The 24,582-nt window shown below is 69.7% G+C and carries 28 protein-coding genes and 1 pseudogene; 19 read left to right on the top strand and 10 right to left on the bottom strand.

Going from position 1 to position 24,582, the window contains the following annotated elements:
* Positions 1 to 30: 30 nt before the first annotated feature.
* Positions 31 to 912, bottom strand: a complete 882-nt coding sequence (locus E3O39_RS04340) for a hypothetical protein (protein ID WP_241975551.1) — start codon at positions 910 to 912, stop codon at positions 31 to 33.
* Positions 913 to 1,018: 106 nt separating this feature from the next.
* Between E3O39_RS04340 and E3O39_RS04335 the strand changes: the two genes are divergently transcribed.
* From E3O39_RS04335 to panD, 10 genes are all read left to right on the top strand, one after another.
* A complete protein-coding gene (locus E3O39_RS04335; RefSeq protein ID WP_174774837.1) occupies positions 1,019 to 1,201 on the top strand; it encodes a hypothetical protein in 183 nt (60 codons plus the stop codon).
* A 74-nt stretch (positions 1,202 to 1,275) separates the two neighbouring features.
* Positions 1,276 to 2,145, top strand: coding sequence for a TetR/AcrR family transcriptional regulator (locus tag E3O39_RS04330; RefSeq protein ID WP_134446345.1), 870 nt, complete (start codon positions 1,276 to 1,278; stop codon positions 2,143 to 2,145).
* A gap of 62 nt (positions 2,146 to 2,207) precedes the next feature.
* On the top strand, positions 2,208 to 3,389 hold the full coding sequence (locus E3O39_RS04325) for an acyl-CoA dehydrogenase family protein (protein WP_134446346.1): 1,182 nt from the start codon (positions 2,208 to 2,210) through the stop codon (positions 3,387 to 3,389).
* 86 nt (positions 3,390 to 3,475) lie between these two features.
* Positions 3,476 to 4,666 (top strand): SLC13 family permease, encoded by a 1,191-nt coding sequence (locus tag E3O39_RS04320; protein ID WP_134446347.1) that lies wholly within the window; start codon positions 3,476 to 3,478, stop codon positions 4,664 to 4,666.
* Positions 4,667 to 4,751: 85 nt separating this feature from the next.
* Positions 4,752 to 5,393: a PRC-barrel domain-containing protein gene (locus tag E3O39_RS04315; RefSeq protein ID WP_134446348.1), complete on the top strand. Its 642-nt coding sequence runs from the start codon at positions 4,752 to 4,754 to the stop codon at positions 5,391 to 5,393.
* 265 nt (positions 5,394 to 5,658) lie between these two features.
* Positions 5,659 to 5,856 (top strand): hypothetical protein, encoded by a 198-nt coding sequence (locus E3O39_RS04310; protein WP_134446349.1) that lies wholly within the window; start codon positions 5,659 to 5,661, stop codon positions 5,854 to 5,856.
* 387 nt (positions 5,857 to 6,243) lie between these two features.
* A complete protein-coding gene (locus tag E3O39_RS04305; RefSeq protein ID WP_134446350.1) occupies positions 6,244 to 8,007 on the top strand; it encodes a chromosome partitioning protein in 1,764 nt (587 codons plus the stop codon).
* A 104-nt stretch (positions 8,008 to 8,111) separates the two neighbouring features.
* Complete coding sequence (locus E3O39_RS19415) at positions 8,112 to 8,744, top strand: hypothetical protein (RefSeq protein ID WP_241975552.1); 633 nt, start codon at positions 8,112 to 8,114, stop codon at positions 8,742 to 8,744.
* A 116-nt stretch (positions 8,745 to 8,860) separates the two neighbouring features.
* Positions 8,861 to 9,832, top strand: coding sequence for an FKBP-type peptidyl-prolyl cis-trans isomerase (locus tag E3O39_RS19410; RefSeq protein ID WP_241975553.1), 972 nt, complete (start codon positions 8,861 to 8,863; stop codon positions 9,830 to 9,832).
* Positions 9,833 to 9,914: 82 nt separating this feature from the next.
* The gene (gene panD / locus E3O39_RS04295) at positions 9,915 to 10,325 is read left to right on the top strand and encodes an aspartate 1-decarboxylase (RefSeq protein WP_134446352.1); all 411 of its coding nucleotides are present in this window, start codon (positions 9,915 to 9,917) and stop codon (positions 10,323 to 10,325) included.
* On the opposite strand, the gene E3O39_RS04290 is transcribed toward panD, so the two are convergent.
* Complete coding sequence (locus E3O39_RS04290; protein WP_134446353.1) at positions 10,278 to 10,826, bottom strand: pyridoxamine 5'-phosphate oxidase family protein; 549 nt, start codon at positions 10,824 to 10,826, stop codon at positions 10,278 to 10,280. The genes panD and E3O39_RS04290 overlap by 48 nt on opposite strands.
* Before the next feature lie 143 nt (positions 10,827 to 10,969).
* Here E3O39_RS04290 and E3O39_RS04285 point away from each other — a divergent pair, with 143 nt between their 5' ends.
* Positions 10,970 to 11,767, top strand: coding sequence for a transglutaminase family protein (locus E3O39_RS04285; protein ID WP_134446354.1), 798 nt, complete (start codon positions 10,970 to 10,972; stop codon positions 11,765 to 11,767).
* 123 nt (positions 11,768 to 11,890) lie between these two features.
* Here E3O39_RS04285 and E3O39_RS19265 read toward each other — a convergent pair whose 3' ends face one another.
* From E3O39_RS19265 to E3O39_RS04270, 3 genes are all read right to left on the bottom strand, one after another.
* Complete coding sequence (locus tag E3O39_RS19265) at positions 11,891 to 12,211, bottom strand: potassium channel family protein (protein ID WP_198413379.1); 321 nt, start codon at positions 12,209 to 12,211, stop codon at positions 11,891 to 11,893.
* A 422-nt stretch (positions 12,212 to 12,633) separates the two neighbouring features.
* On the bottom strand, positions 12,634 to 13,308 hold the full coding sequence (locus E3O39_RS04275) for a response regulator transcription factor (protein ID WP_134446355.1): 675 nt from the start codon (positions 13,306 to 13,308) through the stop codon (positions 12,634 to 12,636).
* Positions 13,305 to 14,573: a sensor histidine kinase gene (locus E3O39_RS04270; RefSeq protein ID WP_134446356.1), complete on the bottom strand. Its 1,269-nt coding sequence runs from the start codon at positions 14,571 to 14,573 to the stop codon at positions 13,305 to 13,307. Before E3O39_RS04270 ends, E3O39_RS04275 begins: the two co-directional genes overlap by 4 nt.
* Before the next feature lie 179 nt (positions 14,574 to 14,752).
* On the opposite strand from E3O39_RS04270, the gene E3O39_RS04265 reads away from it, so the two are divergent.
* Together E3O39_RS04265 and E3O39_RS04260 are read left to right on the top strand one after the other, a co-directional pair.
* On the top strand, positions 14,753 to 15,451 hold the full coding sequence (locus tag E3O39_RS04265; RefSeq protein ID WP_134446357.1) for an ABC transporter ATP-binding protein: 699 nt from the start codon (positions 14,753 to 14,755) through the stop codon (positions 15,449 to 15,451).
* On the top strand, positions 15,448 to 16,740 hold the full coding sequence (locus E3O39_RS04260; RefSeq protein WP_134446358.1) for an ABC transporter permease: 1,293 nt from the start codon (positions 15,448 to 15,450) through the stop codon (positions 16,738 to 16,740). Before E3O39_RS04265 ends, E3O39_RS04260 begins: the two co-directional genes overlap by 4 nt.
* Before the next feature lie 11 nt (positions 16,741 to 16,751).
* Here the strand turns inward: E3O39_RS04260 and E3O39_RS04255 are convergent, their stop codons facing one another.
* Positions 16,752 to 17,435, bottom strand: coding sequence for a TetR/AcrR family transcriptional regulator (locus E3O39_RS04255; RefSeq protein WP_134446359.1), 684 nt, complete (start codon positions 17,433 to 17,435; stop codon positions 16,752 to 16,754).
* A gap of 69 nt (positions 17,436 to 17,504) precedes the next feature.
* On the opposite strand from E3O39_RS04255, the gene E3O39_RS04250 reads away from it, so the two are divergent.
* From E3O39_RS04250 to E3O39_RS04235, 4 genes are all read left to right on the top strand, one after another.
* On the top strand, positions 17,505 to 18,521 hold the full coding sequence (locus E3O39_RS04250) for an ATP-binding cassette domain-containing protein (RefSeq protein ID WP_134446399.1): 1,017 nt from the start codon (positions 17,505 to 17,507) through the stop codon (positions 18,519 to 18,521).
* On the top strand, positions 18,518 to 19,348 hold the full coding sequence (locus E3O39_RS04245) for an ABC transporter permease (RefSeq protein ID WP_134446360.1): 831 nt from the start codon (positions 18,518 to 18,520) through the stop codon (positions 19,346 to 19,348). The genes E3O39_RS04250 and E3O39_RS04245 overlap by 4 nt, the downstream gene beginning before the upstream one ends.
* A gap of 64 nt (positions 19,349 to 19,412) precedes the next feature.
* Positions 19,413 to 19,856: a VOC family protein gene (locus E3O39_RS04240; protein WP_134446361.1), complete on the top strand. Its 444-nt coding sequence runs from the start codon at positions 19,413 to 19,415 to the stop codon at positions 19,854 to 19,856.
* On the top strand, positions 19,849 to 20,553 hold the full coding sequence (locus E3O39_RS04235; protein ID WP_134446362.1) for a GyrI-like domain-containing protein: 705 nt from the start codon (positions 19,849 to 19,851) through the stop codon (positions 20,551 to 20,553). Before E3O39_RS04240 ends, E3O39_RS04235 begins: the two co-directional genes overlap by 8 nt.
* A 16-nt stretch (positions 20,554 to 20,569) precedes the next feature.
* Here the strand turns inward: E3O39_RS04235 and E3O39_RS04230 are convergent, their stop codons facing one another.
* On the bottom strand, positions 20,570 to 21,361 hold the full coding sequence (locus E3O39_RS04230) for a LysR family substrate-binding domain-containing protein (protein ID WP_166787253.1): 792 nt from the start codon (positions 21,359 to 21,361) through the stop codon (positions 20,570 to 20,572).
* Positions 21,362 to 21,447: 86 nt separating this feature from the next.
* Between E3O39_RS04230 and E3O39_RS04225 the strand changes: the two genes are divergently transcribed.
* A complete protein-coding gene (locus E3O39_RS04225) occupies positions 21,448 to 21,888 on the top strand; it encodes a DUF5997 family protein (protein WP_134558379.1) in 441 nt (146 codons plus the stop codon).
* A 13-nt stretch (positions 21,889 to 21,901) separates the two neighbouring features.
* Here the strand turns inward: E3O39_RS04225 and E3O39_RS04220 are convergent, their stop codons facing one another.
* Positions 21,902 to 22,630, bottom strand: coding sequence for an alpha/beta hydrolase (locus tag E3O39_RS04220; RefSeq protein ID WP_134446365.1), 729 nt, complete (start codon positions 22,628 to 22,630; stop codon positions 21,902 to 21,904).
* Between the two features lie 194 nt (positions 22,631 to 22,824).
* Here E3O39_RS04220 and E3O39_RS04215 point away from each other — a divergent pair, with 194 nt between their 5' ends.
* Positions 22,825 to 23,412, top strand: a complete 588-nt coding sequence (locus E3O39_RS04215) for an NUDIX hydrolase family protein (RefSeq protein WP_134446366.1) — start codon at positions 22,825 to 22,827, stop codon at positions 23,410 to 23,412.
* A 54-nt stretch (positions 23,413 to 23,466) separates the two neighbouring features.
* Here E3O39_RS04215 and E3O39_RS04210 read toward each other — a convergent pair whose 3' ends face one another.
* Complete coding sequence (locus tag E3O39_RS04210) at positions 23,467 to 23,979, bottom strand: hypothetical protein (protein WP_134446367.1); 513 nt, start codon at positions 23,977 to 23,979, stop codon at positions 23,467 to 23,469.
* A 202-nt stretch (positions 23,980 to 24,181) separates the two neighbouring features.
* Positions 24,182 to 24,582: pseudogene (locus E3O39_RS18890) on the bottom strand (IS481 family transposase); the annotation flags it as partial.

The raw sequence follows: 24,582 nt of genomic DNA, 5'->3' as shown, positions 1-24,582 counted from the left end.
GGACTTCCGTGAACAGCGATCTGCGACACCTCACGGCCGTGATGCGGCTGCGGGACCCTGCGGGCGCGGGGCGAGCGATTCGACGTCGCGGCGAGTGATCGCGAGGTAGGCGACGAACGCGAGAATCGCCACGCCGAGCACGAGGCTCACCGGCCCCGTGCCGAGGTCGAGGCCGCCGCGTTCGGTCGAGACGGCGGCCCAGTCGGCGAAGGATGCCCCGAGCGGCCGGGTCAGGATGTACGCGAACCAGAATGCGAGCGTCGCATTCATGCCGAAGCGGCGATACGCCAGCGCGGGGATCGCGATGAGCACAGCGAAGACGATTCCGGACGCGAGGTAGCCGAGGCCGAAGGTCATGGCGGTGAGGTCGCCGGCGGCCGTGCCGAGCGCGAAGGTCGTGAGCACCGTCGCCCAGTAGAAGAACTCGCGGCGCGGGGTCACGATGCTGTGGATGGAGAGCGACTTCTCGGTCGTCCGCCACGCCAGGAAGATCGCAGCGAGTGCGAGGACGAAAGCGACCGTGGACACGAGGTAGGGGATTCCGAGTCCGACGTGCAGGGCATCCGCGGCCATCGTGCCGAAGATGCTCACCATGACGACGGCGAGCCAGTAGACCCACGCGACGTAACGGCGGACGCCGAACTGCAGGAGCAGGGCGGCGACCAGGCCGAGTCCCGCGAGGCCGACGGCGACAGGCGGATCGATCTGGTGCACGAGGTAGTCGGCGGTCGTCTCGCCCATCCCGGTCGTGAGCACCTTGGTGACCCAGAACGCTGCCGTGACCTTGGGGACCTTGCTGAGCATCGGCCGGGCGCGGAACCACGGGGCACGCAACCGGGGGCTGCGCGGAGTCGTCTCCGCGGCCGTGCCCCGAACCGACGCCGGCCCAGCAGCCGGTGCCCGGTCAGTCATCGGGAGGGGATTCTGATCGATCTCTGCCACGTGTGCTCCGCTCATCCGCTCCTCAACCTACGGAGAGGAGGTCCAGGAACGATGACGGATCGGGTGCGCGGTCAGGTTGCGGTCAGGCGCGCTCGACCTGATCCTCGCCGCGGGCCGCGAACAGGTCAGGGAGGCCCAGGGCCTCCAGCGTCTCCTGTTCGGCGATGCCATCGGCCGCCCGCTTCCGGTCACTGTGCTCCGGGGCGCTGCGATGGTCGACGTGATCGCCGAGCCGGAGGAGCTCGCCGCGCTGCGCTGAGCCGCTGAACCCGCCATGCGCCAGGCGTTCGGGTGCGCAGGAGACCGCGCGATTCCGTGCTATTTTCACGACTGATGTCCGTTTCCGCAGCAGAGGCCTCCGGCCAGCCCCGTCCGGCCCGCACCCGCTCCCGCTCCCGCGTCGAGGTGGCCGACATCGCCGTGCGCCTGTTCCGCACCGACGGCTACGAGGCCACGACCGCGACCGACATCGCCAGGGCCGCCGGCGTCTCGCGCAGCACCTTCTTCCGTCAGTTCCGATCCAAGGAAGACGTGATCTTCGCCGACCACGACGAACTCGCCGTGCAGATCGCCGCGTACTTCGCCGTGCAGCACGACGACCCCTGGCGCGCGATCCGTGATGCCGCGACGATGGTCTTCGAACGATTCCGCGAACGGCTCGACAGCGTCCGGGTGCGCGATCTCATCGTGCGCGACACCCCGACCCTCCGGGACCGCGAGACCATCATGGCCATCCGTTACGAGCAGATGTTCGCCGCCTACCTCCGCTCCGTCCGTCCCGACGTGCCGCCGCTCACGGCCATCCGCTACGCCGCCGCGATCACCGCAACGCACAACTACGAACTCCGCCGCCTGATCCGCGGACCGGTCCCGTCCCCGTCCGAAACGGATGCCGCGTCGAACGCCGAGCCGGTCTCAGCGACCGGCGCCGACCTGGATGCCGCGCGGGACGCCGAGCATGCCGCGCAGCTCTCAGAGGAACTCGCCGCGGAGCTCCGCAAAGTGGGGCGCCTCTTTCACCCCGACGCGGCACCTGACCACGCGGGGCAGCCTGCGGACGGGCACCAGCCGGCGGGGGAGGCCTCAGCCGAGCTCGTCGTAGCGGTGTTCCCCGGAACGATTTCCCCGGACGAGCTCTCCCGAGAGGTCGCACGCGCCCTCGGCGGACGCCGCGCCGCGAGCACGTCGGGGCCCGCAACTTGACACTCAGTGTCATTTGACCCGACACTGAGTGTCACACCAGCCGAACCCAATGAAGGGGAACCGTGCCCGACTACGACGTATCCGTGCCGCTCGACACCGACTACTACGAACTCTTCCGGGATGTGCCCGCCGCCGACCGCGCCTTCTGGGACCGGGCCCGCGCCTTTGCGATCGAGACGCTCGACGAGGTCACCGAGGCCTGGGACAAGGCCGAGTATCCGCTGCACCTCGTCCGCAGGCTCGGCGAACTCGACCTGCTCACCGATGGCGTCGTCGGCCCCGGCCTCACCCCGATGTCCCCGCTCGCCGCCGGCCTCGTCAACATGGAGATCTCCCGCGGCGACGGCTCGATGGGCACCGTGGTGGCTGTGCAGGGCGGGCTCGCGCTCCGCAGCATCGCCCTCTACGGGAGCGACGCCCAGAAGGCCGAGTGGCTCATCCCCCTTGCCCGCGCCGAGAAGCTCGGCGCCTTCGCCCTCACCGAACCCGACCACGGCTCCGACTCCGTCGCGCTCGAGACGACCGCGACCCGCGAGGGCGACGAGTGGGTGATCACCGGCGAGAAGAAGTGGATCGGCAACGGCTCCGTCGGCGACGTGACCGTGGTCTGGGCCCGCGACGACGATGGCAACGTGCGCGGGTTCCTCGTGCCGCAGGACACCCCCGGCTACCAGGCCCAGACGATCACCGGCAAGGGCTCCCTTCGCGGCATCCACCAGGCCCGCATCGTGCTCGACAACGTGCGCGTGCCCCTCGATGCCCTCCTGCCGGGCACCCGCACCTTCAAGGACACCGCGACCGTGCTCTTCGCCACCCGCCTCGGTGTGGCCTGGTCGGCGCTCGGCCACGCGACCGCGGTCTTCGAGGCCGCCCTCAGCTACTCGAACCAGCGCATCCAGTTCGGCAAGCCGCTCGCCGGCTTCCAGCTCGTGCAGGAACGACTCACGCGGATGCTGTCCCAGCTCACCGCGATGCAGCTCTACTGCCTGCGCCTCGCCGAACTCGACGCCGCCGGAACCATGCGTCCGATCCAGGCGTCCCTCGCGAAGTACCACAACACCCGCGCCGCCCGCGAGATCGCGGCGACGGCGCGCGACGTGCTCGGGGGCAACGGCATCCTGCTCGAGAACCACGTGATCCGGCACCTCGCCGACCTCGAGTCTCTGCACACCTACGAGGGCACCGAGAGCGTGCAGTCCCTCCTGATCGGCCGCGATCTGACCGGCGTGAGCGCCTTCCGCTGACCCGCCCGCCCCCGCCTCCCTCCCGCCACCCCAGGCATCCGCTCACCCTGCGAGGCGTGGGGCTCCTGGCCGATACACTCCGATTCATGGTTCTGTCCCTCATCGGCGCCGGTCTGCTCCTGCTCGGCACCGTCGCCGCGGTCACCGGCCTGCTTCCGCTCCCCGAACTGCTGGTTCTCGTGGACCGGGTGGCGCCGATCCTCGTGTTCGTCGTGGCCATGACCGTCGTAACCGAGCTCTGCAGTGAGGCGGGGGTGTTCCGCTGGATCGCCCGCCGGCTTCGGCACTGGGGTGGCGGCCGGGCCTGGTTGCTCTGGTTGTGGGTGGCCGGCATCGCGATCGTCACGACGGTGTTCCTCTCCCTCGACACCACGGCCGTGCTCCTGACGCCGGTCGTTGTCGTGGTCGCGCGGCAGGCGGGTCTGCCGCCGCTGCCGTTCGCCCTGACGACGGTGTGGCTCGCGAACACCGGCAGCCTGCTGCTCCCGATCAGCAACCTGACCAACCTGCTCGCCCAGAACCGCCTCGGCGGCATCTCCCCGATCGCCTTCGCCGGGCTGACCGCGGCCCCGGCGCTCGTCGCCGTGATCGTGCCGATGGCCATGGTTGCGATCGTCTTCCGGAAAGACCTCTGCAAACGGTATTCGAGCGTCCCCGTGCAGCGGATGCGCGTCGCGGGAACGTCGGGAGCGGTGGCATCCGTCGACCGGGTGCTGCTCGGGACGAGCGCGCTCGTGCTCGCTGCCCTCTTGCCCGCCCTCGTCGTCGGCCTGCCGGTATGGCTGCCGTCGAGCATCGCCGCCCTCGTGCTGGCCGTCGTGTTCTTCGTCAGGCGCCGGAGCGTTCTCCGGATCACCATCATTCCGTGGTCGCTCCTGCTGTTCAGTGCCGGGCTGTTCCTCGCGATGGAGGCCGTGCAAAACCTCGGGCTGCCCGTGCTGCTCACCGCGCTCGCCGGGGCGGGGAACGCGCCGGGGGACCTGTTCCGCCTGGCCGGCACAAGCCTGGTCGGCTCGAACCTGATCAACAACCTGCCCGCCTACCTCGCGCTCGAACCGGTCGCCGACTCGACCCCGCGGCTGCTCGCCGTCCTGATCGGTGCGAACGTCGGCCCGTTGATCACCCCGTGGGCGTCCCTCGCGACGTTGCTCTGGCACAGCAGGCTCGAAAAGATGAACGTGCTGATCCCCTGGCGCGGGTACGCGCTCTTCGGCCTCGTGCTCGCCCCGGTGACGGTCGGGTTGAGCATGCTCACGATGATCCTGGTCACCGCGTGACGCCCGGGCGGCCGCACCGGGCGGTGCGAGAATACAGGAACCTGTCCGTGCCTCCAGCGCGTTTTTCCGGGGAAGGAATGACCGAATGATCACCCTCGAAGGTATCGACGACATCGTCGTCAACGGCGGCTTCGTCGTGACGAGCGACGGTGCGAAGCTCGGCTCGGTCGAACAGGTCTTCCTGAGCAAGGACTCCGGTGAGCCGGCCTTCGTCACGGTGCGCACGGGCCTGTTCGGCATGCTCGAATCGTTCGTTCCGCTCGCCGGCGCGACCATCGACGGCCCGCGTGTGGTCGTGGCCTTCGACCGCGACCGCATCCGCAACGGCCCCCGCATCGAGAGCGACCGTGGATCGATCACCGCGGACGAGGAGAACGAACTCTACGGCTACTACGGCACCTCGGCGCCCGAGTCGCCCGTTTCGCCCGAGTCGAGCGTTTCCGTTGAACCGACCGAAATGGCAGCGGATGCCACGGGCGCCCCGGCGCGGCAGGTGCAGTCTCCGGGTGCGCCGCCCACCCCGGACCATCCGCATCCCCACCCGCTTGACGGTCCGCATCCGCCCCCTCCGCATGCTCCGAACGGGCCGCATGACGGCCCGCCACCGCCCCCGCCGCACTTGCTCAAGCACGAGGCCGCCGGTCGCCCGCATCCGCACGACGGCCCGCCACCGCCCCCGCATTCGCACCCGCACCCGCGCGATGCCGGCCCGGTGACACGCCCGTAACACAGTGACGTTTATGTGACGATTCATCAGTTTTACAGGGCTTCCTTCGACCCCAGCCCTACTCTGGTCAGCAGCAGAACACCGTGCTTGGGGTGTTGATCCGTCGGCACCCCACGCCAGAGTGACGACCGGCTCGATGCCCGCAGTGGGTGTCGCTCACCACCATCCGAAGCAGGTGAACCACCAGGCACCGTTGCCGGCGCACGACGCAGGCCGGCGGTGTCGTGAACCACGAAACAGTGCTGTGAACCAGAAATACACCACCATGACCGATAATGAACTCCTGCTCGAGACGGATTACACGAGTTACGCCAACTCCTGCCGCGACCCGCACATCACATCGACCCAGGACCTCGTCGAGTGCCGCCGCCAGAACGGCCACGACGACACCCACGCTACCCGCGCGGGCATCCGCGCCATCCGCTGGCACCGCGGGACCGAAGACCTGCCGCTCGCGGGCTGAGCCCGCGGGCTGAACAGGCGAACGGAGTTCGCCGATAGCGGATGCCCGGCTCGGCATCTCCGCACACGGCTCCGGCCATCCGCGCACGCGCCTCGCGTCTGCGACCTTCCGCGCGCGCGATCATCGCCGAGAGTCGCCGTTGCCGTCGAGTGGCCCCGGTGTGGCAGGGACAGTGGGCGCGAACGGCGACTCTCACGAGCTTGAGTGCGCTCAGTCAGGGGTGCGTTCGGCCCGTCGCAGGGTGGTCAACGAGGGCGCAGCTGAGGAAGATCACGCCTAAACGAGGGGTAATCACTCCCGCCCGTTAGGCTGGTCTGTGGCGCGGTCCAGTTATTCCGGAGCGCACCAAAGAACGAAGAGCTGAGCTCGACGGAAAAAAGGCTGACCATGAAACACGAAGTATCCGTACCTCCTCGCATCCAGGCAACGATTCGTAGCAACGGAACCGGCGAACTGATCATCGACGGGGTGGGCCAGCAGGTGACGGCCGGCGACGAGGCCGGTGTTCGTGAAGAGATCATCAACCGCGTGACGGATGCCGCCCGTGCACTCGGTCGCCCGGTGCGGCTGACCGCCGACGACGAGCAGGGCCAATGGCCCCTCGTCGTGCACCCGGACGGCGAAGTGGAGGCCGCCGGCGACTTCATCCCGGCAGCCGCGCGCGCCGAAGCCGAAGCCGAGGCCGAGGCTCCCGCAGCGTCTCAGGGCACGGCCGCCAAGCGCGCCATGGCGCACACCGGAGACCGCAGCGCAGCGGCATTCATGGCCGAACCGATGGAACCGATCGGCGCCCTCGAGGAATTGGCCGAGCTCGCGGCCCTGGGTGACCCCCTCGATGCCGCGGCGCAGACTTCCGTCGACAAGGCGGACGCCGAGTCCGCGTTGGAGCGTGAGGCCGAAGCCGAAGCGGAAGTCGAAGCTGAAGCGGATGCCGCTGCGCTCGCAGGCGCGGACGGCGCGGACCGCGCGGACGAGCCCGCATCCGGGCCCGACGCCTCGCAGGCCGCCGAGTCCCTGCCCGCCGGACCCCGCCGCACGCCAGCACCGCCGCCCGGACTCTTCGAGGACATCATCTTCGAACACCGCGCTCTCGACGCCGACGATGACGATGAGGAGATCGCGGCCGGCCCGTTGGCAGCCCTCCGGTCCACGCCGATCTCCGCGTCCTCCGCCCTGCTCGTCCCTTCACCGCACCCGACCCTCGTCGCAGCGGAAGACGGCCCGAATCTCGCCGACTTCATGAGCTCCCGCCCCGCGATCGTGGCCGGCCCGGCCCTCCTCGGCTGGCAGGGCACCGTGCGTAGGGTCACCGGCGGACTCGTGAACCCCTCGCCCGGCCGGAGCGAACTCGCCCGCCGCGCCGCGATCGCGGCCGTGCAGCGCAGCCTGAGCGGTCCTCGCACGATCGTGGTGCTCAACCCCAAGGGTGGCGCGCACAAAACCACTGCGACCCTGTTGATCGCCGCGACCTTCGGCATCCACCGTGGCGGGTACACCCTCGCCTGGGACAACAACGAGACGATGGGTACCCTCGGCGTGCGGGCTCAGGGCGCCCAGCACACGAACACGGCCGTCGACCTGCTGCGCGACCTCGAGGACTTCGCCTATTCGACGTCGGCCAGGGTCGGCGACCTCGACAAGTACGTGCGCAACCAGGGCGACGCCCGCTTCGACGCGCTCGCCTCCGACCTGGACCCCGCCGGAGCCGCGAGCATCGACGACGTCGCGTTCGGCAAGCTGCACGCCGCGCTCAGCCGCTTCTACCGGATCCTGATCATCGACACCGGCAACAACATGCGCGCCTCCAACTGGGAGGCGGCCGTCGAGACCGCCGACCAGCTCGTGGTCGTGTCGACGATCCGCGAGGACACCGCGTACGGCGCGGCGTCCCTCCTCGACGGGCTGCGACTCAAGGGTCACGGCGACAAGGTCGCCCAGGCCGTGACCGTTCTCGCGTCCCCGGCGAAGACCGCCGACCGCGCCCTGTCCGCCCGGCTGCACGACCACTTCAGCCAGCTCACCCGAACCGTCGTCGACGTGCCGTACGATCCGGCGCTCGTCGCCGGCGGACCACTCAACATCGACGCCCTCGCCCCGCGCACCCGCGAGGCCTGGCTCTACGCGACCGCGGCGATCGCCGAAGGGCTGTAGACCGCGTCCGGCGCGGGGGACGTGAAACTTCCCGTTCGCCTCGATACGCCATAATGCACGGCGGGCGCGCCAATCGGGGCCGCCCGCCGACAAGAAGGCCACCCGTGCGCAGCTACCCCGCCCTTATCTCCCTCGGAGCCTCCGCCGGTCTCGTCGCGGTATGCGTTGTGCTCGCGCTCGCCGGATGCAGCCCGGCAGCGACCCGGTCGCCCGCCGCCCCGGCCGGCTGCGCCCAGCCGGGGGCCGCCTCCGACGCCGTGGTCGCGCCGGGGGCCATCGGCAGTGCGCCGGAGGTCACGTTCACCACGCCGCTGACCGCCGCGGACACCGAGCGCACCGTCATGACCGTCGGCACCGGCGTCCCGGTTCAGACCGGCGATTATGTGGAACTCGGCGTCGCGTTCTACAACGGCAGGACCGGGGCGAAGATCGATGCCCGCGGATTCGGGCCCGGCACCTCTGGCCTCGACACCGGGGCCCCTGTCGGCGTGAACCTCGCCGCGCCGAACGGCACCCTGCCCGCGATCGTCAAGGGCGTCACCTGCGCGACGGTGGGTTCCCGGGTTGCCGTCGTCGCGAGCCCGGCGGATGCCTGGGGAGCGAAGGAGAACATCGACCTCGACCTCCACGCGAACGACAACGTCGTCATCGTTGTCGACGTGCTGGCGGCGGCGGCGACCGCGCCCGTCACGACCGATGTGCCCGCGACCGGGGCTCCCGACACAAACGTCGGTTAGCGACTTCCATCGGGCGTCCGCTTCCGGGTGCCCGACTCAGGTTCCTCATAGATGCATGGTCCATACTGGCGGAGGCCCATCATCGAAGACACCACTCTCGAAAAAGAAAGATCAGCGTGCGCAAACTTCCTGCCCTCCTCGCCGTCGCAACCGTCGCGGTGCTCGCCCTCACCGGGTGCAGCGGATCCCCGTCGTCGACGCCGACGGCATCCGCCGCCGCAGCACTGACCTGCACCGACCCCGGCACGAGCTCCGACGCCGTCACCGTCGCCGGTGACGCCGGTGTCGAGCCCACCGTCACCTTCACGGCGCCGCTCACGACCACCGCGACCGAGCGCACCGTGATCACCAAGGGCGACGGCGAAGCCGTCAACACCGGTGACGCCGTCGAGATCGCGTACACCGCGTACAACGCCACTTCGGGCGCCAAGCTCAACGCCGGCGGTTACGGCACCGCGGCCGGCCTCACCGTCACCGTCGCCGAGACCGGCTCCGTCATCCCCGGCATCCTCAAGGGCATCGCGTGCTCCAACATCGGCTCGCGCGTCGCCGTCGTCGTGCCGCCGGTCGACGCGTTCGGCACCACGGGCAACACGAACCTTAAGGTGTCCGCGACCGACAACATCATCTTCGTGATCGACGTCAAGGGCAAGGTTCCCACCCGCTCGAGCGGCACGGACCAGGCCCCGCAGGACGGTTTCCCCACCGTCGTGCTCGCCGACGACGGCGCCCCGACGATCACCGTCCCGAAGGCCGACGCGCCGACCGAGCTCAAGACCGAGGTCCTCAAGAAGGGCGACGGTGCGACCGTCGCTGACGGTGCGACCGTGACCGTGCAGTACGCGGGCGTCGTCTGGGCCACCGGAACCGTCTTCGACCAGAGCTGGGGCAAGGGCGGCCCGGCCACCTTCGCGACGGCCAACGTCGTCCCCGGCTTCGCCCAGGGCCTGATCGGCCAGACTGTCGGCTCGCAGGTCGTCATCGTCATCCCGCCGGCGCTCGGCTACGGCAGCACCGGCAACACGACTGCAGGCATCTCGGCAACGGACACCCTCGTGTTCGTCGTCGATATCCTCGCGACCGCGTGATCGCCTAGCAACGTAACCGCGTAACCAGACACCCGCACCAGGCGGCGGCCTGCGGGCCGCCGCCGGAAGGCCCATTTCCACCATGCAGCGCACGATGTTCAAATCCAAGATCCACCGCGCCACCGTGACGCAGTCCGACCTGCACTACGTCGGTTCGCTGACGGTCGACCAGGACCTGATGGAGGCAGGCGACCTGCTCGCCGGTGAGCGCGTCAGCATCGTCGACGTGAACAACGGCAGCCGCTTCGAGACCTACCTCATCGCCGGCAAGCGCGGCAGTGGGGTCATCGGCCTGAACGGCGCCGCGGCCCGCCTCGGTATGCAGGGCGACCTCATCATCATCATCTCCTACGCGCAGATGAGCAACGAAGAGTCCCGCAGCTATGTGCCCGTCGTCGTACACGTCGACGCGGACAACCGCATTGTCGCGGTCGACTCTGACCCCTCAGGTGTACATGTGGCTGGACTCAGCCGCCCGCCGCTCACGGCCTGACGTCGAGCGTTCCTCGAACCGGCCGGTCTTCTCGGTCAGCCGGATCCGGTAGATCACCGGGTCCTGACCGGACGCGTTCACCCGGCCCGCCGAGGGCGGCACCGGCTCCGACGCGGTCGTCCTGATCCCGTGAAACGTGCCGTCGGGACCGGAGACCGGCTGCGCCGTCGTCGAGGTCACGTACGGTGCAAGCCGGGCGAGGAGCTTGCGCAGGCCGTCGTCGGCATCCGCGCCATGGAGCTCCTCGAACTCGCCCCGGGCGACGACGGTGCGCCAGTTCGCGAGATCGTCGAGCTGCTCGACCTCGAAGCAGACGTCGGGGTTGGCCCGCATCATGTCGACCTTTGTGCCGGCGGCGCTGTGGGCGTACACGGTGTCGCCATCGTAGGCGTAGGTGATCGGCACGATATAGGTGCGGCCGTCGCTGTGGCATCCGATCCGGCCGACCACGCTGGTGTGCAGGACTGCGTCGATTTCACGATTGTTCAATTCCCCGAGCATGCTCCCAGCATGGACCCGCCCGGCGCGGTGCACCAGTGCCCGGAGCGCGCCGCACGGCGTGTCCTCGTCGGGTCTGCGGCATCGATGCGACGCACTGGCGAGAGCGGTACCGCGACGCGCCGGGCGCATGTCATCATCGTGGGATGGAACGTAATGCATCCGCTCGCCTCGCCCTCGACGTGCGGACGCCCGCCCGTTTGGTCCTGTCGATCGGCGTCGCCGACGACCCGGCCGTCTCGGTCGTTGAGACCTTCACGGCGGCGCAGGACGGCACGCCGCTCGAGTCGCGGATCGTCTTCGACCAGCACGGCACCCGGCTGCACGTCGTCGAGACGGGGGCCGGTTCGGTCGACATCGACTACGCCGTGACCGCGACGGGGCAGGCGAGCGACGCCGCTTACTCGGAGATCGACCTCGTGCGCTACCTGCGCCCGAGCCGGTACTGCGAATCCGACCGGCTCTGGGGCACGGCCGCTGCCGAATTCGCCGGGCTCTCCGGCACCGTGCTCATGAACGCGGTCGCCGCCTGGGTGGGCGGGAAGCTGCGCTACGAGCCGGGGTCGAGCCTGCCGACCGACGGCGCCGTGCGTACCCTGATCGACCGGCAGGGCGTCTGCCGGGACTTCGCCCACCTCGTCGTCGCGCTTCTGCGCGCGCGGGACGTGCCGGCCCGGGTCGTCTCGGTCTACGCACCGGGGCTTTCGCCGATGGACTTCCACGCGGTCGCCGAGGTCTTCGTCGATGACGCCTGGCACGTCGTGGACGCCACCGGCCTCGCCCCTCGGCAGACGCTCCTCCGCATCGCGACCGGCCGTGACGCCGCGGACACCGCGTTCCTGACGACGATCGGCGGAGCAGTGTTCCTCCGCGACCTGACCGTCAGCGCGACCGTGGACACCCTGCCGCGCGACGACCGGTACTCCCTGGTGCGCCTGCACTGAGCGGATGCCCCCACACGCATCCGCCGCCGCGCCGGTTTCGGCAGGCCGTGCCCGCCGTTTCGGTAGCGGGCTGCGGATTCGGTAGCGGCGGCGGGGCGCGGGGACCTCAGTCGGCGAGCTGCATCACTTGTCGGCACCCTGGTCGCGGGTGAGATCGGCGACGCGGTCGACGATCCACGAGGCGAGGGTCGCCGTGACGACACCGACGAGGGCGATCCCGCCGAGCATGAGGGCAACGGCGATCAGCCGGCCTTCGATCGTCACGGGGGTGAAGTCGCCGTAGCCGACCGTCGCGATCGTGACGAAGGTCCACCAGAGCGCGTTGCCGAACGAGGTGATGTTCGCGCCGGGAGCGCGCCGCTCGGCATCGAGCACCGCGAGGGAGGCCAGGAACACGAGAAGGACGGTCGCGGTCGTGACGTAGATGCCGACGCGGGACCGCACCGCTGTCCCCGCGAGCGGGGGAAGGCGGAGAGGGCCGTCACGAGGCGGAGCAGGCGCAGTGAACGCAGCACCGGAAGCACGACCACGAGCAGGTCGAAGAGGTGCGTGCTGAACCACAGCCAGCGCTGCCGAGCGAGCGCGAGGTTCATGCAGTAGTCGAGGAGGAACACCGTCCAGGCCGCCTCGAGCACGAGGGTCAGGATCAGCCCGGGTTCGCCCTGGACATCGGCGAGGACCTTCCAGGCATAGTCGAGCAGGAAGATCGCGGCGGCCCCGAGGAGCGGCCATTGCACAAGCTGCTGCCAGCGTTCTGGAGTCATGCCGACACTCAAGGAGGACGGTGGCTCGCCCGGCAGGGGCGACCCCGGCGTCCGCGTGCCTGCTCTCCTGGCGGCAGCGGATGCCGCGGCGGGCGACCGGGGTCAGCCGCCGGCGCCGGGCACGAGGAGTCCGCTCTCGTATGCGATGACGACGAGCTGCGCCCGGTCGTGCGCGTAGAGCTTGGCCATGGTCCGGTTGATGTGGGTCTTCGCGGTCAGCGGCGAGATGAACAGGCCGACCGCGATCTCCTCGTTCGACTGCCCGCGCGCGACGAGCGTGAGGACCTCCCGCTCCCGATCGGTCAGGTGCGCGAGGCTCGGCGGCACCGCAGCAGCGCGCCCGGGCGCGGCCGGCAGCACGTAGCGGCGGATCAGGCTCTGCGTCGCCGTGGGGGAGAGCAGGGCATCGCCCTGGTGGATCGTGCGGATCGCCCGCATCAGGTCGGCGGCCTCCGTGCCCTTGCCGACGAAGCCGCCGGCCCCTGCGCGGAGGGCCTGCACGACGTATTCGTCCTCCTCGAAGGTCGTCAGGATCAGGATGCGCACGGTCGAGAGCCCGGGATCCGCGCAGATCGCGCGGGTCGCTTCGATGCCGTCGAGCACGGGCATGCGGATGTCCATCAGCACGACATCGGGCAGCAGCAGCCGGGACTGTGCGAGCGCTTCGGCCCCGTCAGCGGCTTCGCCGACGACCTCGAGGTCGGGCTCGTGCCTGACCAGTTCGCGCACGGCCGTGCGGATCAGGGTCTGGTCGTCCGCGATCAGGACCCTGATCACGAGGGCGCTCCTGCTGCAGGGTCCGGAACCGAGGTCGGGGCCGAGATGCGGGCAGGGGCCGGCGGCCCGGTGTCCGGGATGTCGGCGGGGGCATCCGTCCCGGCGCTCGAGATCGGCAGGCTCACGGCGAGGCGGAACGTGTCCGGGGGACGCACGCCGAACTCGACCGTGCCGCCGATGGTGCCCGCGCGCTCGGCGACACCGACGAGGCCGTGGCCTGCCGGGGCATCCGTTGCGGGGTCGAACACGTGGAAGGCGACCGGATTCAGGGCCTCGATGTCGACGCTGTCGCTGCCGTAGCTGATGCGGAGCTCTGCGGTGTGGCCGGCGCCGTGCTTGTGCGCGTTGGTGAGCGCCTCCTGCACGATCCGGTAGGCGATGGTGTCGACGGGGGCCGGCAGCCGGGTGCCCGCACCGCGTGCGCTCACCGTCACAGCGAGGCCGTCGCGGGCGAAGTCGGCCAGGAGCGCGTCGACCCGGCCGAGGCCGATCTCGGCGGCCGGGGGGCGGGGGCGGCCGGCGGAGTCGTCCCTGAGCACGGCGAGCAGGGTGCCGATCTCGCGCAGCACCGCCTGCGCGGCCTGGCGGATCGTCGTGAGCGAGTCCTGCGCATCGGTCGGGCGGTCGGGAAGAGCCTGGGCGGCGACCCCGGCGTGCAGGTTGATCACGGCCATCTGGTGGGCGACCGCGTCGTGCAGTTCGCGGGCGATACGCAGGCGGTCTTCGGCGACCCGGCGCAGCGCCTCAGACTCCCGGGTCTCTTCGGCGTTCCTGGCGCGTTCGGTGATCGCCACGATGTACTCGCGCCGCGACCGCATCGCGTCCCCGGCCGCGCCGGCGAATGCGATGACCGCCGCGTACTGCACGATGCGGGCGTCGAGCAGCTCGGTGGCGGTCACGGCGATGCCCGTGCCGACGAGCACGAAGGCGGCGAGAGCCGTCGCCACGAGCGTCGTACGGCGGTCGGTGCGGATGGCGACGTTCCAGACCGCGATCGCCGTCGCGAGGGAGAACGCGGGATTGAGCACGCCGAGGGCGCCGGCGAGCACGAACAGGGCGACGCAGGCCGCGAGGACCGGCAGCGGCCAGCGTCGGCGCGGCAGCAGCACCAGGGTCGCGGCGACGGCGATCAGCACGCCGGCGGGGTTCGACGCGACCCTGGCGTACTCGCCGGCCGGCACGAATGCGCTGCCGAGGACGGCGAGGCTGACCAGCACGTCGGCCGCCCAGCGCGGAATGTGCGCATGGCTGTACATCGAGGTCATCTTCCAAGGATGCCCCCTGCGCGGAGCTGCGGCATCCTCCCGTGGGTGGAGAGGCCGTACCGCGCCTGCGGTACGCGAGGTTGCTGCCGCAGGAGGATGCCTCGCGCAGCGGATGCCGCGACGCTGGAACAGTGCCGGCCCGCGGCATCCACCACCCACAGCACACGGAGGAAAACACGATGTCCCACCCCATCCTCGCCGCCTACGACCTGAAGAAGTCGTATGGTCGCGGCCAGAACCGATTCGACGCGCTCAAGGGGGTCACCCTGGAGATCTTCGCCGGCGAATCGGTCGCCATTGTCGGGAAGAGCGGCTCGGGCAAGTCCACCCTGATGCACTTGCTCGCCCTGCTCGACAAGCCGAGCACCGGCACCGTGCAGCTCGGCGGCAGCGACACCGCGACTCTGAGGGGCAAGCGGCTCAACGAGACGCGCAACAAGACCTTCGGGTTCGTCTTCCAGCAGTTCTTCCTCACGCCGGGGGCGTCCGTGCTCGAAAACGTCGTGTTGCCGCTCAAGATCGCCGGGGTCGGTTCCCGAGGCCGCAAACAGCGCGGCCACGCGGCGCTCGAACGCCTCGAGCTCGACGACAAGGCCAGGAGCAAGGCCAACGCGCTCTCCGGCGGGCAGAAGCAGCGGGCCGTGATCGCCCGCGCCCTCGTCAACGACCCGCGGATCATCTTCGCCGACGAACCCACCGGCAACCTCGACAGCGCCACCGGCGCGATCGTCGAGGACATCCTGTTCGGGCTCAACCGGGACCAGGGCATCACCCTGATCATTGTGACCCACGACGAGGACCTCGCCGAACGCTGCGACCGACGGATATACATTCGCGACGGCCTCGTCGTCTCCGAGGAAGCACGGGTCGCAGCATGAGGGCCATCGACGTCGTCGGCTCGGCCATCGGCAACAGCTTCCGCAGCCGCCTCCGCACCACGCTCACCGTGCTCGCGATCTTCATCGGCGCGTTCACGCTCACCATCACCAACGGTCTTGGCACCGGGATCAACGCCTACATCACCGACACCGTCGCATCCATCGGGGCGAGCGACGTGATGACTGTCACGAAGGTGTCGGCGGATGCGAAGGCAACCGGCCCGCAGGAATACTCGCCGGACCAGATCACCAGCCGCGCCGCGGCCGGACCGGGCAGCACGACTGTCGCCGCGATCACCCCGGCGGACCTCACCACGATCGCCGCCATCGACGGGGTCACGTCGGTGGAGCCGAGCCTCTCGGTGACCCCGGACTACGTGACGACGGGCACCAGCAAGAAGTATCGGCTCGGGCTCGGCAGTGCCGTGGCCGGTGTCCATCTGCAGCTCGCGGCGGGCAGCCAGCTCGACCAGAAGGCTGCCCAGCTCCAGATCGCGCTGCCGGTTTCCTTTGTCACGCCGCTCGGTTTCACGAGCAGCGCGGATGCGATCGGTACGACCGTGCAGATCGGCGTAAGCAATCCGGCCGGAACGGTGAACGTTCTCAACGCGACCGTCGTCGCTGTCTCCGAGGCCAGCCTGGGTTCCAGCGGAAACGCGACTGCGAATACGGCCCTGACCCAGGCGCTCTACGACGCCTCGACGAGCGGACTGAGCACAGCCCAGAAGGAAAGCTACTCGGAAGCCGTTGTCCGGTTCGACCCTTCGAGCACTGACGCCCAGGTCACAGCGCTCAAGGACCACCTCACGAGTGCCGGGTTCACCGGGCAGACGGTGGCCGACGAGATCGGCACCTTCAAGTCGGTGATCGACGCGATCGTGCTCGTGCTCAACGCCTTCGCCGTGATCGCCCTGCTCGCCGCGAGCTTCGGCATCGTCAACACGCTGCTGATGAGCGTGCAGGAGCGCACCCGCGAGATCGGCCTGATGAAGGCGATGGGAATGGGCGCGGGCCGGATCTTCGGCCTGTTCAGCATCGAGGCGGCATTCATCGGCTTCCTCGGCAGTGCGATCGGCGCCGGCATTGCGATGATCGTCGGGTCGGTCGTGAGTACTGCGCTCTCGGGCGCGCTGTTCGCGAACCTGCCCGGCCTGACCTTGATCGCGTTCACACCGGTCTCGATCATCACGATCATCCTGATCGTGATGGCGATCGCGTTCCTCGCCGGCACCCTGCCGGCCTGGCGCGCGGCACGCCAGGACCCGATCGAGTCGCTCCGCTACGAGTAGCGCGCTCGCGGCTACAGGCCTTGCTCGACCATGGTGACGACGCGGCCGATAAGCGCCTCGGTCGCGGCGGCGGGCAGGGCTCGGAGGGGGCCGTCGATCAAGAGCGAGGCGAGGCCGTGTACCGCAGACCAGGCCAGGAACTCGGCGCCCGGCCGGCGCTCGGCGGGGAGGACGCCCGTAGTCACGAGGTCGTCGAGCGCCTCGCCGAGCAGCTGGAACGGGGTCAGCCCGCGCGCACCGGCCCGTGCAGCGCTCGTCGCACTCTCGAGGTCGGACGAGGCCGTGAACGCGGTGCGGAACAGTCCCGGTTCGGACAGGGCGAAACGCAGGTAACCGGTGCCGACGGCGCGGAACCGGAGCCGGGCCGTGGTTGCGTCCATCGTCGTTCCCGAGTCTGATGCGGCGACATCCGCCACTGGCAGTGCCGCCTGCTCGTCCTCGATCGCGCGGGCGACGCCGGACTGGCACTCCGAGCAGACCGCCTCGAGGAGCGCACTCCGGTCGGCGAAGTGCCGGTAGGCGGCGTTCGGGGCGACCCCGGCGCGGCGAGTCGCCTCGCGGAGCACGACGGCGGACGGGCCGCCGGACCGGGCGAGTTCGAGGCCGGCGTCGATCAGGGCACGCCTCAGGTCGCCGTGCCGGTAGGTCGAGCGACCATGGCCTTCGGTGGCTGAATCGGTGTTCGTGGTTGTCAAAGTGAGGCCGCCTCGTTACGCTGGATCCATAATGTGTACAACGTCCACAATACCGCGGGGATGAACACGATGACGATCATCGAGGCCACGGGCCTGACCAAGACGTACCGCTCCAAGAGCGGGCCGGTGCACGCGCTCGCCGGGCTCGACCTGTCGGTGCCGCGGGGCAGCGTCAAGGCCCTGCTCGGTCCGAACGGAGCAGGCAAGACCACCGTCGTGAAAATGCTCACGACGCTGATCCGGCCGGACTCCGGCCGAGCGGTCGTCGACGGCATCGACGTCGTTGCCGACCCGAAGGCCGTGCGTCGGATCATCGGGGTATCCGGCCAGTACGCGGCCGTCGACGAGAACCTGACCGGCTTCGAGAACCTCGAGATGGTCGGCAGGCTCTACCACCTCGGTGCGAGCGAGTCCCGGCGTCGCGCCCAGGAACTCATCGATCTCTTCGAGCTCACCGCGGCGGGCAACCGCCCGGTAAAGGGGTTCTCCGGCGGTATGCGCCGACGGATCGACCTCGCGGGCGCGCTCGTGATCAACCCCAAGGTGCTCTTCCTCGACGAGCCGACCACCGGGCTCGACCCGCGCAGCCGCATCGCGCTCTGGAACGTGATCAAGCGGCTCGTCGCCGACGGCACGACAGTGCTGCTCACGACCCAGTACCTCGAAGAGGCCGACCAGCTCGCCGACGACATCGTCGTGGTCGACGACGGCCGGGTCATCGCCGAGGGCACCTCGGACCGGCTCAAGGCGCAGATCGGCGGCCATCGCCTCGAAGTCGCGCTCGTCGACGCCGGCGCCGGCGCGAGCGAGGCGGCCCGCGGCATCCTCGCCCGCTTCGGCGATGGCGAACCGACCGTCACGAGCGACGGCCGCGGCCTCGAGGTCGCGGTGACCGACGGCCCGCGCGCACTGCAGCTCGTGCTCGCGGCGCTCGGTGACGCCGGCATCGAGCTGCACGACGCAGGCATGCGCCGGCCGACGCTCGACGACGTGTTCCTCACGCTCACCGGGCACAAGGCCGACAAGGCGCACGGGGCAGCGGATGACGACACCCTCGACTCGAAGGAAGCGGTGAAGACCCGATGAGCGCGATTTCCACGACCCTGCCGAGCTGGAACCCGTTCTCGCGCTGGTACTCCGACGGCTGGACCGTCACCAAGCGCAACCTCATCAAGATCAAGCGCTCCCCGGACATGCTCGTCTTCGCGGTGATCCAGCCGGTCATGTTCGTGCTGCTCTTCAGCCAGGTCTACGGCGGGGCGATCCAGGTGCAGGGCACCGACTACACCCAGTTCCTGATGGCGGGCATCTTCGCCCAGACCGTCGTGTTCGGGTCGACGTTCTCCGGTTCTGCGATGGCGCTCGACCTCAAGGAGGGCATCATCGACCGGTTCCGCAGTCTGCCGATGAGTTCGTCCGCGGTGCTGATCGGCCGGACGAACAGCGACCTCGTGCTCAACACCATTTCGATGGTCATCATGATGGCCACCGGCCTCGCGGTCGGCTGGCGGGTGCACTCCTCGCCGGCCGAGTTCCTGGCCGGCGTCGGGCTGTTGCTCCTGTTCAGCTACGCGTTCAGCTGGGTGATGGCGCTCCTCGGAATGAGCGTGAAGAGCCCCGAGGTGATCAACAACGCCTCGTTCCTCATCCTGTTCCCGCTCACCTTCGTCTCGAACGCCTTCGTGCCGAGCGACACCCTGCCGACCCCGCTGCGGATCTTCGCGGAGTGGAACCCGGTCTCCTCGCTCGTGCAGGCGGCCAGGCAGCTCTTCGGCAACGAGGGCACCGCGCCCGTGCCCGACATCTGGACCATGCAGCACCCGATCCAGACGGTGCTGATCGGCATCACCGTCATGCTCGTGGTGTTCGTGCCGCTCTGCATCCGCAAGTTCGCGTCGATCAGTTCGCGGTAACGTGACACGACCGGCGTGTTCCACCGACTGACCTGTTCCATCCGCTCGAGCAAGGGAGTTCGACATGACTGACTCAGAGACCGGAACGGCGACGACCGACCGGGGCATCGGCATCCTCGACGTCTTCAGCGGTTTCGCCGTCCCCGACATCGAGGCCGCCCGCGCCTTCTACGGCGGCACGCTCGGACTCGAGGTGACCGACGGCGGGATGGGCCTGCTGCGCATCGAGCTGCCCGGAGGCGGGCACGTGATCGTCTATCCGAAGGCCGACCACGTGCCGGCGACGTACACGATGCTCAACCTCGCGGTCGGCGACGTCGACGCCGCCGTCGACACCCTCACAGCCCGCGGGGTGGTCTTCGAACGGTACGAGGGCTCGCCCCAGGACGAGAAGGGCATCATGCGCGGGTACGGACCGACGATCGCCTGGTTCACTGACCCGGCCGGCAACATCCTCTCGGTGCTCGAAGATTCGGCGCTCGAGGAGTCGGCACAGCCCGATGAGTAACGAGGTGCCGTTCACGACCGACCGGCGCACCGGCCAGTTGCGTGCGCCGCGGAACACCGCGCCGCGCGCGACGGGACCGTACGACGTGAAGCGGGAGGACAAAGCTCTGTATGCGCCGACGAACCGCGACTGGGAGCTGATCGAGGTTCCCGTGCAGCGGTTCATCGCGGTCGACGGGCGCGGCGACCCGAACGTCGCGCCCGCATACACCGCGGCCATCGAGGCGCTCTATGCCGTCGCGTATGCGATCAAGTTCGCGGCCAAGCGCGGCCTCGGGCGTGACCTCGTCGTCGCCCCGCTCGAAGGGCTCTGGTATGCCGACGATCCGGCCGGCTATGCTGCGTTCGCGGGCGGCGACAAGGCGTCCTGGAGCTGGACGATGCTGATCAGCCAGCCCGACTGGGTGACGGATGCCTTCATCACTGAGGCCGTGGCGTTGACGAAAGCAAAGAAGAAGCTTCCGGCCCTCGCGAGCATGCGCATCGAGTCCCTCGACGAGGGCTTCAGCGCGCAACTACTGCACGTCGGACCCTACGACGACGAGGCGCCCGCACTCGCGCGGCTGCACGGGGAGTTCCTGGCCGAGCACGGTCTGCGCCTGAACGGCCTGCACCACGAGGTCTACCTCGGGGACCCGCGGAGAAGTGCCCCGGAGAAACTCAAGACGGTCCTCCGGCAACCGGTCGCGCGCGCCTGAGCCGCGGCTCCGCGGCTCAGCGGCCGGTGCGCTTACCGAGCTTGAGGTTCGCGGTACTGCGGGTGCGGCCGGGCGCGGACTGGGTCTTCTTGGCCACGGCCGGCTTCGCCTTCGCGGCGGCGACGCGCAATGCCTTCGCGGCGGCCTTGGCCTTGTCGGTCTTCTTTTCCTTCTTGATCTTTTCGCCGCCGGCGGGCACCGAGTCGACGCGGGAACTCGCCTTCGTGCGGCCGCGCACGATGCCGATGAACTCTTCGATGTCCTCGGTCGTCTCTGCCGCGAGCCAGGCGAGGGAGACCTGGCTCTCGGCGACGTCCTCGACGGGCCGGGAGACGAGGTCCTTGCGGCTGTGCAGGCGGGCGATCGAATGCGGCACGATCACGATGCCGACGCCTGCGGCGACGAGCTCCATGGTCTCGTCCATGTCGCGCACGGCGGCGAGCGGGCGGCGGATGCCGTCGCGCACCTCGGTCGCGACGTCGCGCCACTCGGGAACGGCGTCGGGGTCCTGCAGCAGGTGCTCGTCGGCGAGGTCGGCGACGAGGAGACTGTCCGCGTCGGCGATGAAGTGGTCCTTCGCGGCGACGACGACCGGGATTTCCCGGTAGAGCGCGATCAGGCTCAGGTCGTGTTCGTCGATCGGGAGGCGCACGATGCTGACCTGGGCGCGGCCGTCGCGGAGCACGGCGGACTGCTCGTCCGGCGTGGTGCGGAAGACCTCGAGGGGCTGGTCGGGGCGCCGTTCTGCCCAGGCGCGGGTCCACTTGGTCGGCGTGACGCCGGCGGCGAAGGCGATGGAAAAGGTCACCGGCATCCTCTCTTTTGTGGCGCGCGGGGCGGCGCACCGTTATGATCCGCCGAAGCGGTGGTGCTCTCAGGCTATACGCTGGACTGATGAGCGAGAAGAAGACCCAGACCATGAAGCCCGCAACGGCGGCCCAGAAGCTCGGGATTCTGCTCGAGGCAGCCCCCGAGGAATTCCAGAACACCCTGATCTCGCGCACCGAGCTCACCGAACTCGACACGAACCCGCCGGAGTGGCTCGCTCTGCTGCGCGCCAACGGCCCGCACCCCAAGCAGGTTGTCGCCGCGAAGCTCGGCGTCTCGATCTCCGGGCTCGCGCGCGGCAAGGTCACCGAGCCGCTCACGAGCGCCGAGATCCTCGCGTTGCTGCAGCAGCCGCCGGCATGGCTCGTCACCGAGCGCGCCACCCAATTCGAGGTGCGCGAGGAGCAGATCCGCGTCAAGGACCGCGACGCCGAGCGCGCCCGCAAGGCCGCGCACGCCGCCCGGTTCGCCGCCCAGAACGAGAAGGCCGCCGCGAAGAAGCGCTAGCCCTGGCTCCGGGTCAGGCCACGTCCGTGGGCGCGTCCGCGTACTGCGCGCGGAGGAATCCGACGATGTCGGAGAGTTCGCCCTGCGAGATCGAGTGGCCCATGCCCTCGTAGATGCGCTCGGTGAGCACGGAGTGGCCGGGCAGCCAGTCCTGAGTGCGGCCGACGGCATCCGCCTGGATCACCGGGTCGGCCGTGCCGCGGCCCCAGAACACCGGAACGGGTCGCTCGGCGAGGTCGGCGTCGCCGGGCTGCGGCGCCGCGGCGACGAAACCCGAGAGCTGCACCGCGAAGGCGAACCGGTCGGGCGCCTGGCGCAGCAGCTGCAGCGCCATCGCGCCGCCCTGGGAGAAGCCGAGCAGCCCGACGGATGCCGGCGGCACGACGAGCGCGTCGAGCCAGGCGAGCACGCCGTCCGCTGCCGCCTCGATAGCGGACGCGCTCGGGGCGCTCGGGTTGACGAGGCCGCCGGGCATGCCGACCGGGAACCAGGCCCAGCCGTCGCCGACCGGGAGGGGCGCCCGGAGTGCCGCGAGGACCGGCTTGAGCGGCAGGTGCGGTGCGAGCGAGAACAGGTCGCCCTCGTGGGAGCCGTAGCCGTGCAGGATGAGGAGCAGCGGACGCCCGACCCGGTCGGCTTCGGACGCCGACCAGAGCACTGCGCCGGGATCGATCACGAGGGTGCCGGAGTCGGCTGCGCCGTCACCGGTGCTGCCGGTGCTCTCCAGATTGTTGTCGTCCATGTCGGTCCTCCTGCCGGGCGTCGAGGCCGGAACGCGTCGACAGTCAATACTTTCACTGCCCCGGACCTTTCACTGCCCAGGACCCGAATGCGCCTCCCGCACCGTCGGGTCCGGCTCGCCGGCGGCGACGGGCGCGACCCACCCCGGGAAGCGGGCATGGCGCATCCGCTCGCCGGGTAGGAGAGAATGAAGGCATGAGCGTGCGCACCCCTGACCCCGACCCGGACTGGACGCCTGGCCCCGAGAACATCCAGCCACCCAATCAGAACCAGGGCTGGCTGAGCGATGTCGAGCTCGCGGACATCCGCCGTCGCCTGCCGATCCTGTACATCGAGGCCGTCCCCGTGCGGGTCGATGGGCTCGGCCAGGTCGTCGAGCTCGGCGTGCTGCTGCGCGCCCGGCCGACCGGCGAGATGACGCGCACCCTCGTCTCCGGGCGCGTGCTGTACGGCGAGACCCTGCGCGATGCGCTGTTCCGGCACCTCGAGAAGGACCTCGGGCCGATGGCCTTCCCGCAGCTGCCCGCGAGCCCGGTGCCGTTCTCGGTCGCCGAGTATTTCCCGCTGCCCGGCATCACCGCCTTCACGGATGAGCGCCAGCACGCCGTCTCGCTGGCCTACGTCGTTCCCGTCACCGGTACCTGCGACCCCCGCCAGGACGCCCTCGAACTCACCTGGATGACGCCGCTCGAGGCGGCATCCGAGGCCGTGTCCGCCGAGATGGAGGGCGGCCGCGGCTCCCTGCTGCGGATGGCCCTCGCTTCGGTCGGCCAGCTCCGCTGACGGGTCCGGCGGGCGAGCCGCCCGCCGCACCCGCCGCGGCCGCCACGCCCTCCGCTACGAACCGGCTGTCGGAGTGGGGGCCGGCGTGGACGTGCCTGGGGCGATTTGCCGGTGTGCCCGTACGTCGGCGCGTACAAGGTGGCGCAGGGCGTGGCGCCACTTCTTCGGCACGTCGGCCTTCGACGTGTCGGCGGCAGCGGCCTCGATCTTCGTGAGGTACTGGCTGGCCGGCGCGCCGTATGCGCCGGCGAGGACGTCCGTGCGAATGGCGGCGAGGGCCGCGGGGCGTGCGGCCACGTCGAGCTTGATCGCCGCGCGCAGGTCCGCGCGCAACTGGGCAACGGTCTTCACGGTCTCGTCCGCGGCGACAGCGGTGTTGGCGGATGCCGCCACTGCGGTCGCGAGTGAACCGGCGAGGGTGGACCCCGTGACGGAGGACGCTGCAACGGTCGTGGGCATCTCGGCCGCGGTCGCCGCGCCGACCGCGAACGTGCCGCCCACAACCAGGCCGAGGCTGAGCGTCCCCGCAGCGACAACGGTCGTGGCTCGCTTCGTGAATGCATTCATATCTTTCTGCCTTTCGCTGGACCGGGAGGGTCCCGGCGGTGAAGCCACACTGGCAGGCGCACGCAAACGCCGTGTTCGGGAAATGTACGGAAAATGTAAGGCGAGTTCGGCATCCGCCCGCGCGTGTGATGTATCTGGACATGGGTGACAGTTCTGTATCAGGACATCGGTAACACTTCCTGTATCAGGACATCGGTGACAGTTAGATAGTTTTCGGTCGCCGTCCGCGCGGTCTGCCGGAGCTGACGTATTTGGTGCCGGGCTTGGGCCAGCGGTGTTCCATGATCTCGGTGCCTTCGTCGTCGAAGACGAGGAGGTGGTCGGTGGTCTCGACGAGATAGACGGTCTGGCCGGCGAGGGCGCGGCTGATGTGGAATCGGGTTTGTCGGACTTGGACGATGCCGTTCCGGGCGACCGTGGTGCGGCGGATTCCGTCCCAGCCGACCGGTCGCTGTTGATTCCTCGGCCGGGGCGGGTCGGTCTTGGGTGTGGCTTCCCAGGCTTGCCGGGGTGTGATCCTGCCGGGCAGGGCTTGATGCGGGCGCTCCGTGTTGTAGATCTCGTCGAACCGGTCGACCTGGGCTTGGAGTTCATCGAGGGTCG

The organism is Cryobacterium sp. MDB2-A-1 (assembly GCF_004402675.1).
In the GTDB taxonomy this organism is placed as follows: Bacteria; Actinomycetota; Actinomycetes; order Actinomycetales; family Microbacteriaceae; genus Cryobacterium; species Cryobacterium glucosi.
This window is presented reverse-complemented; position numbering and strand designations above follow the sequence as displayed.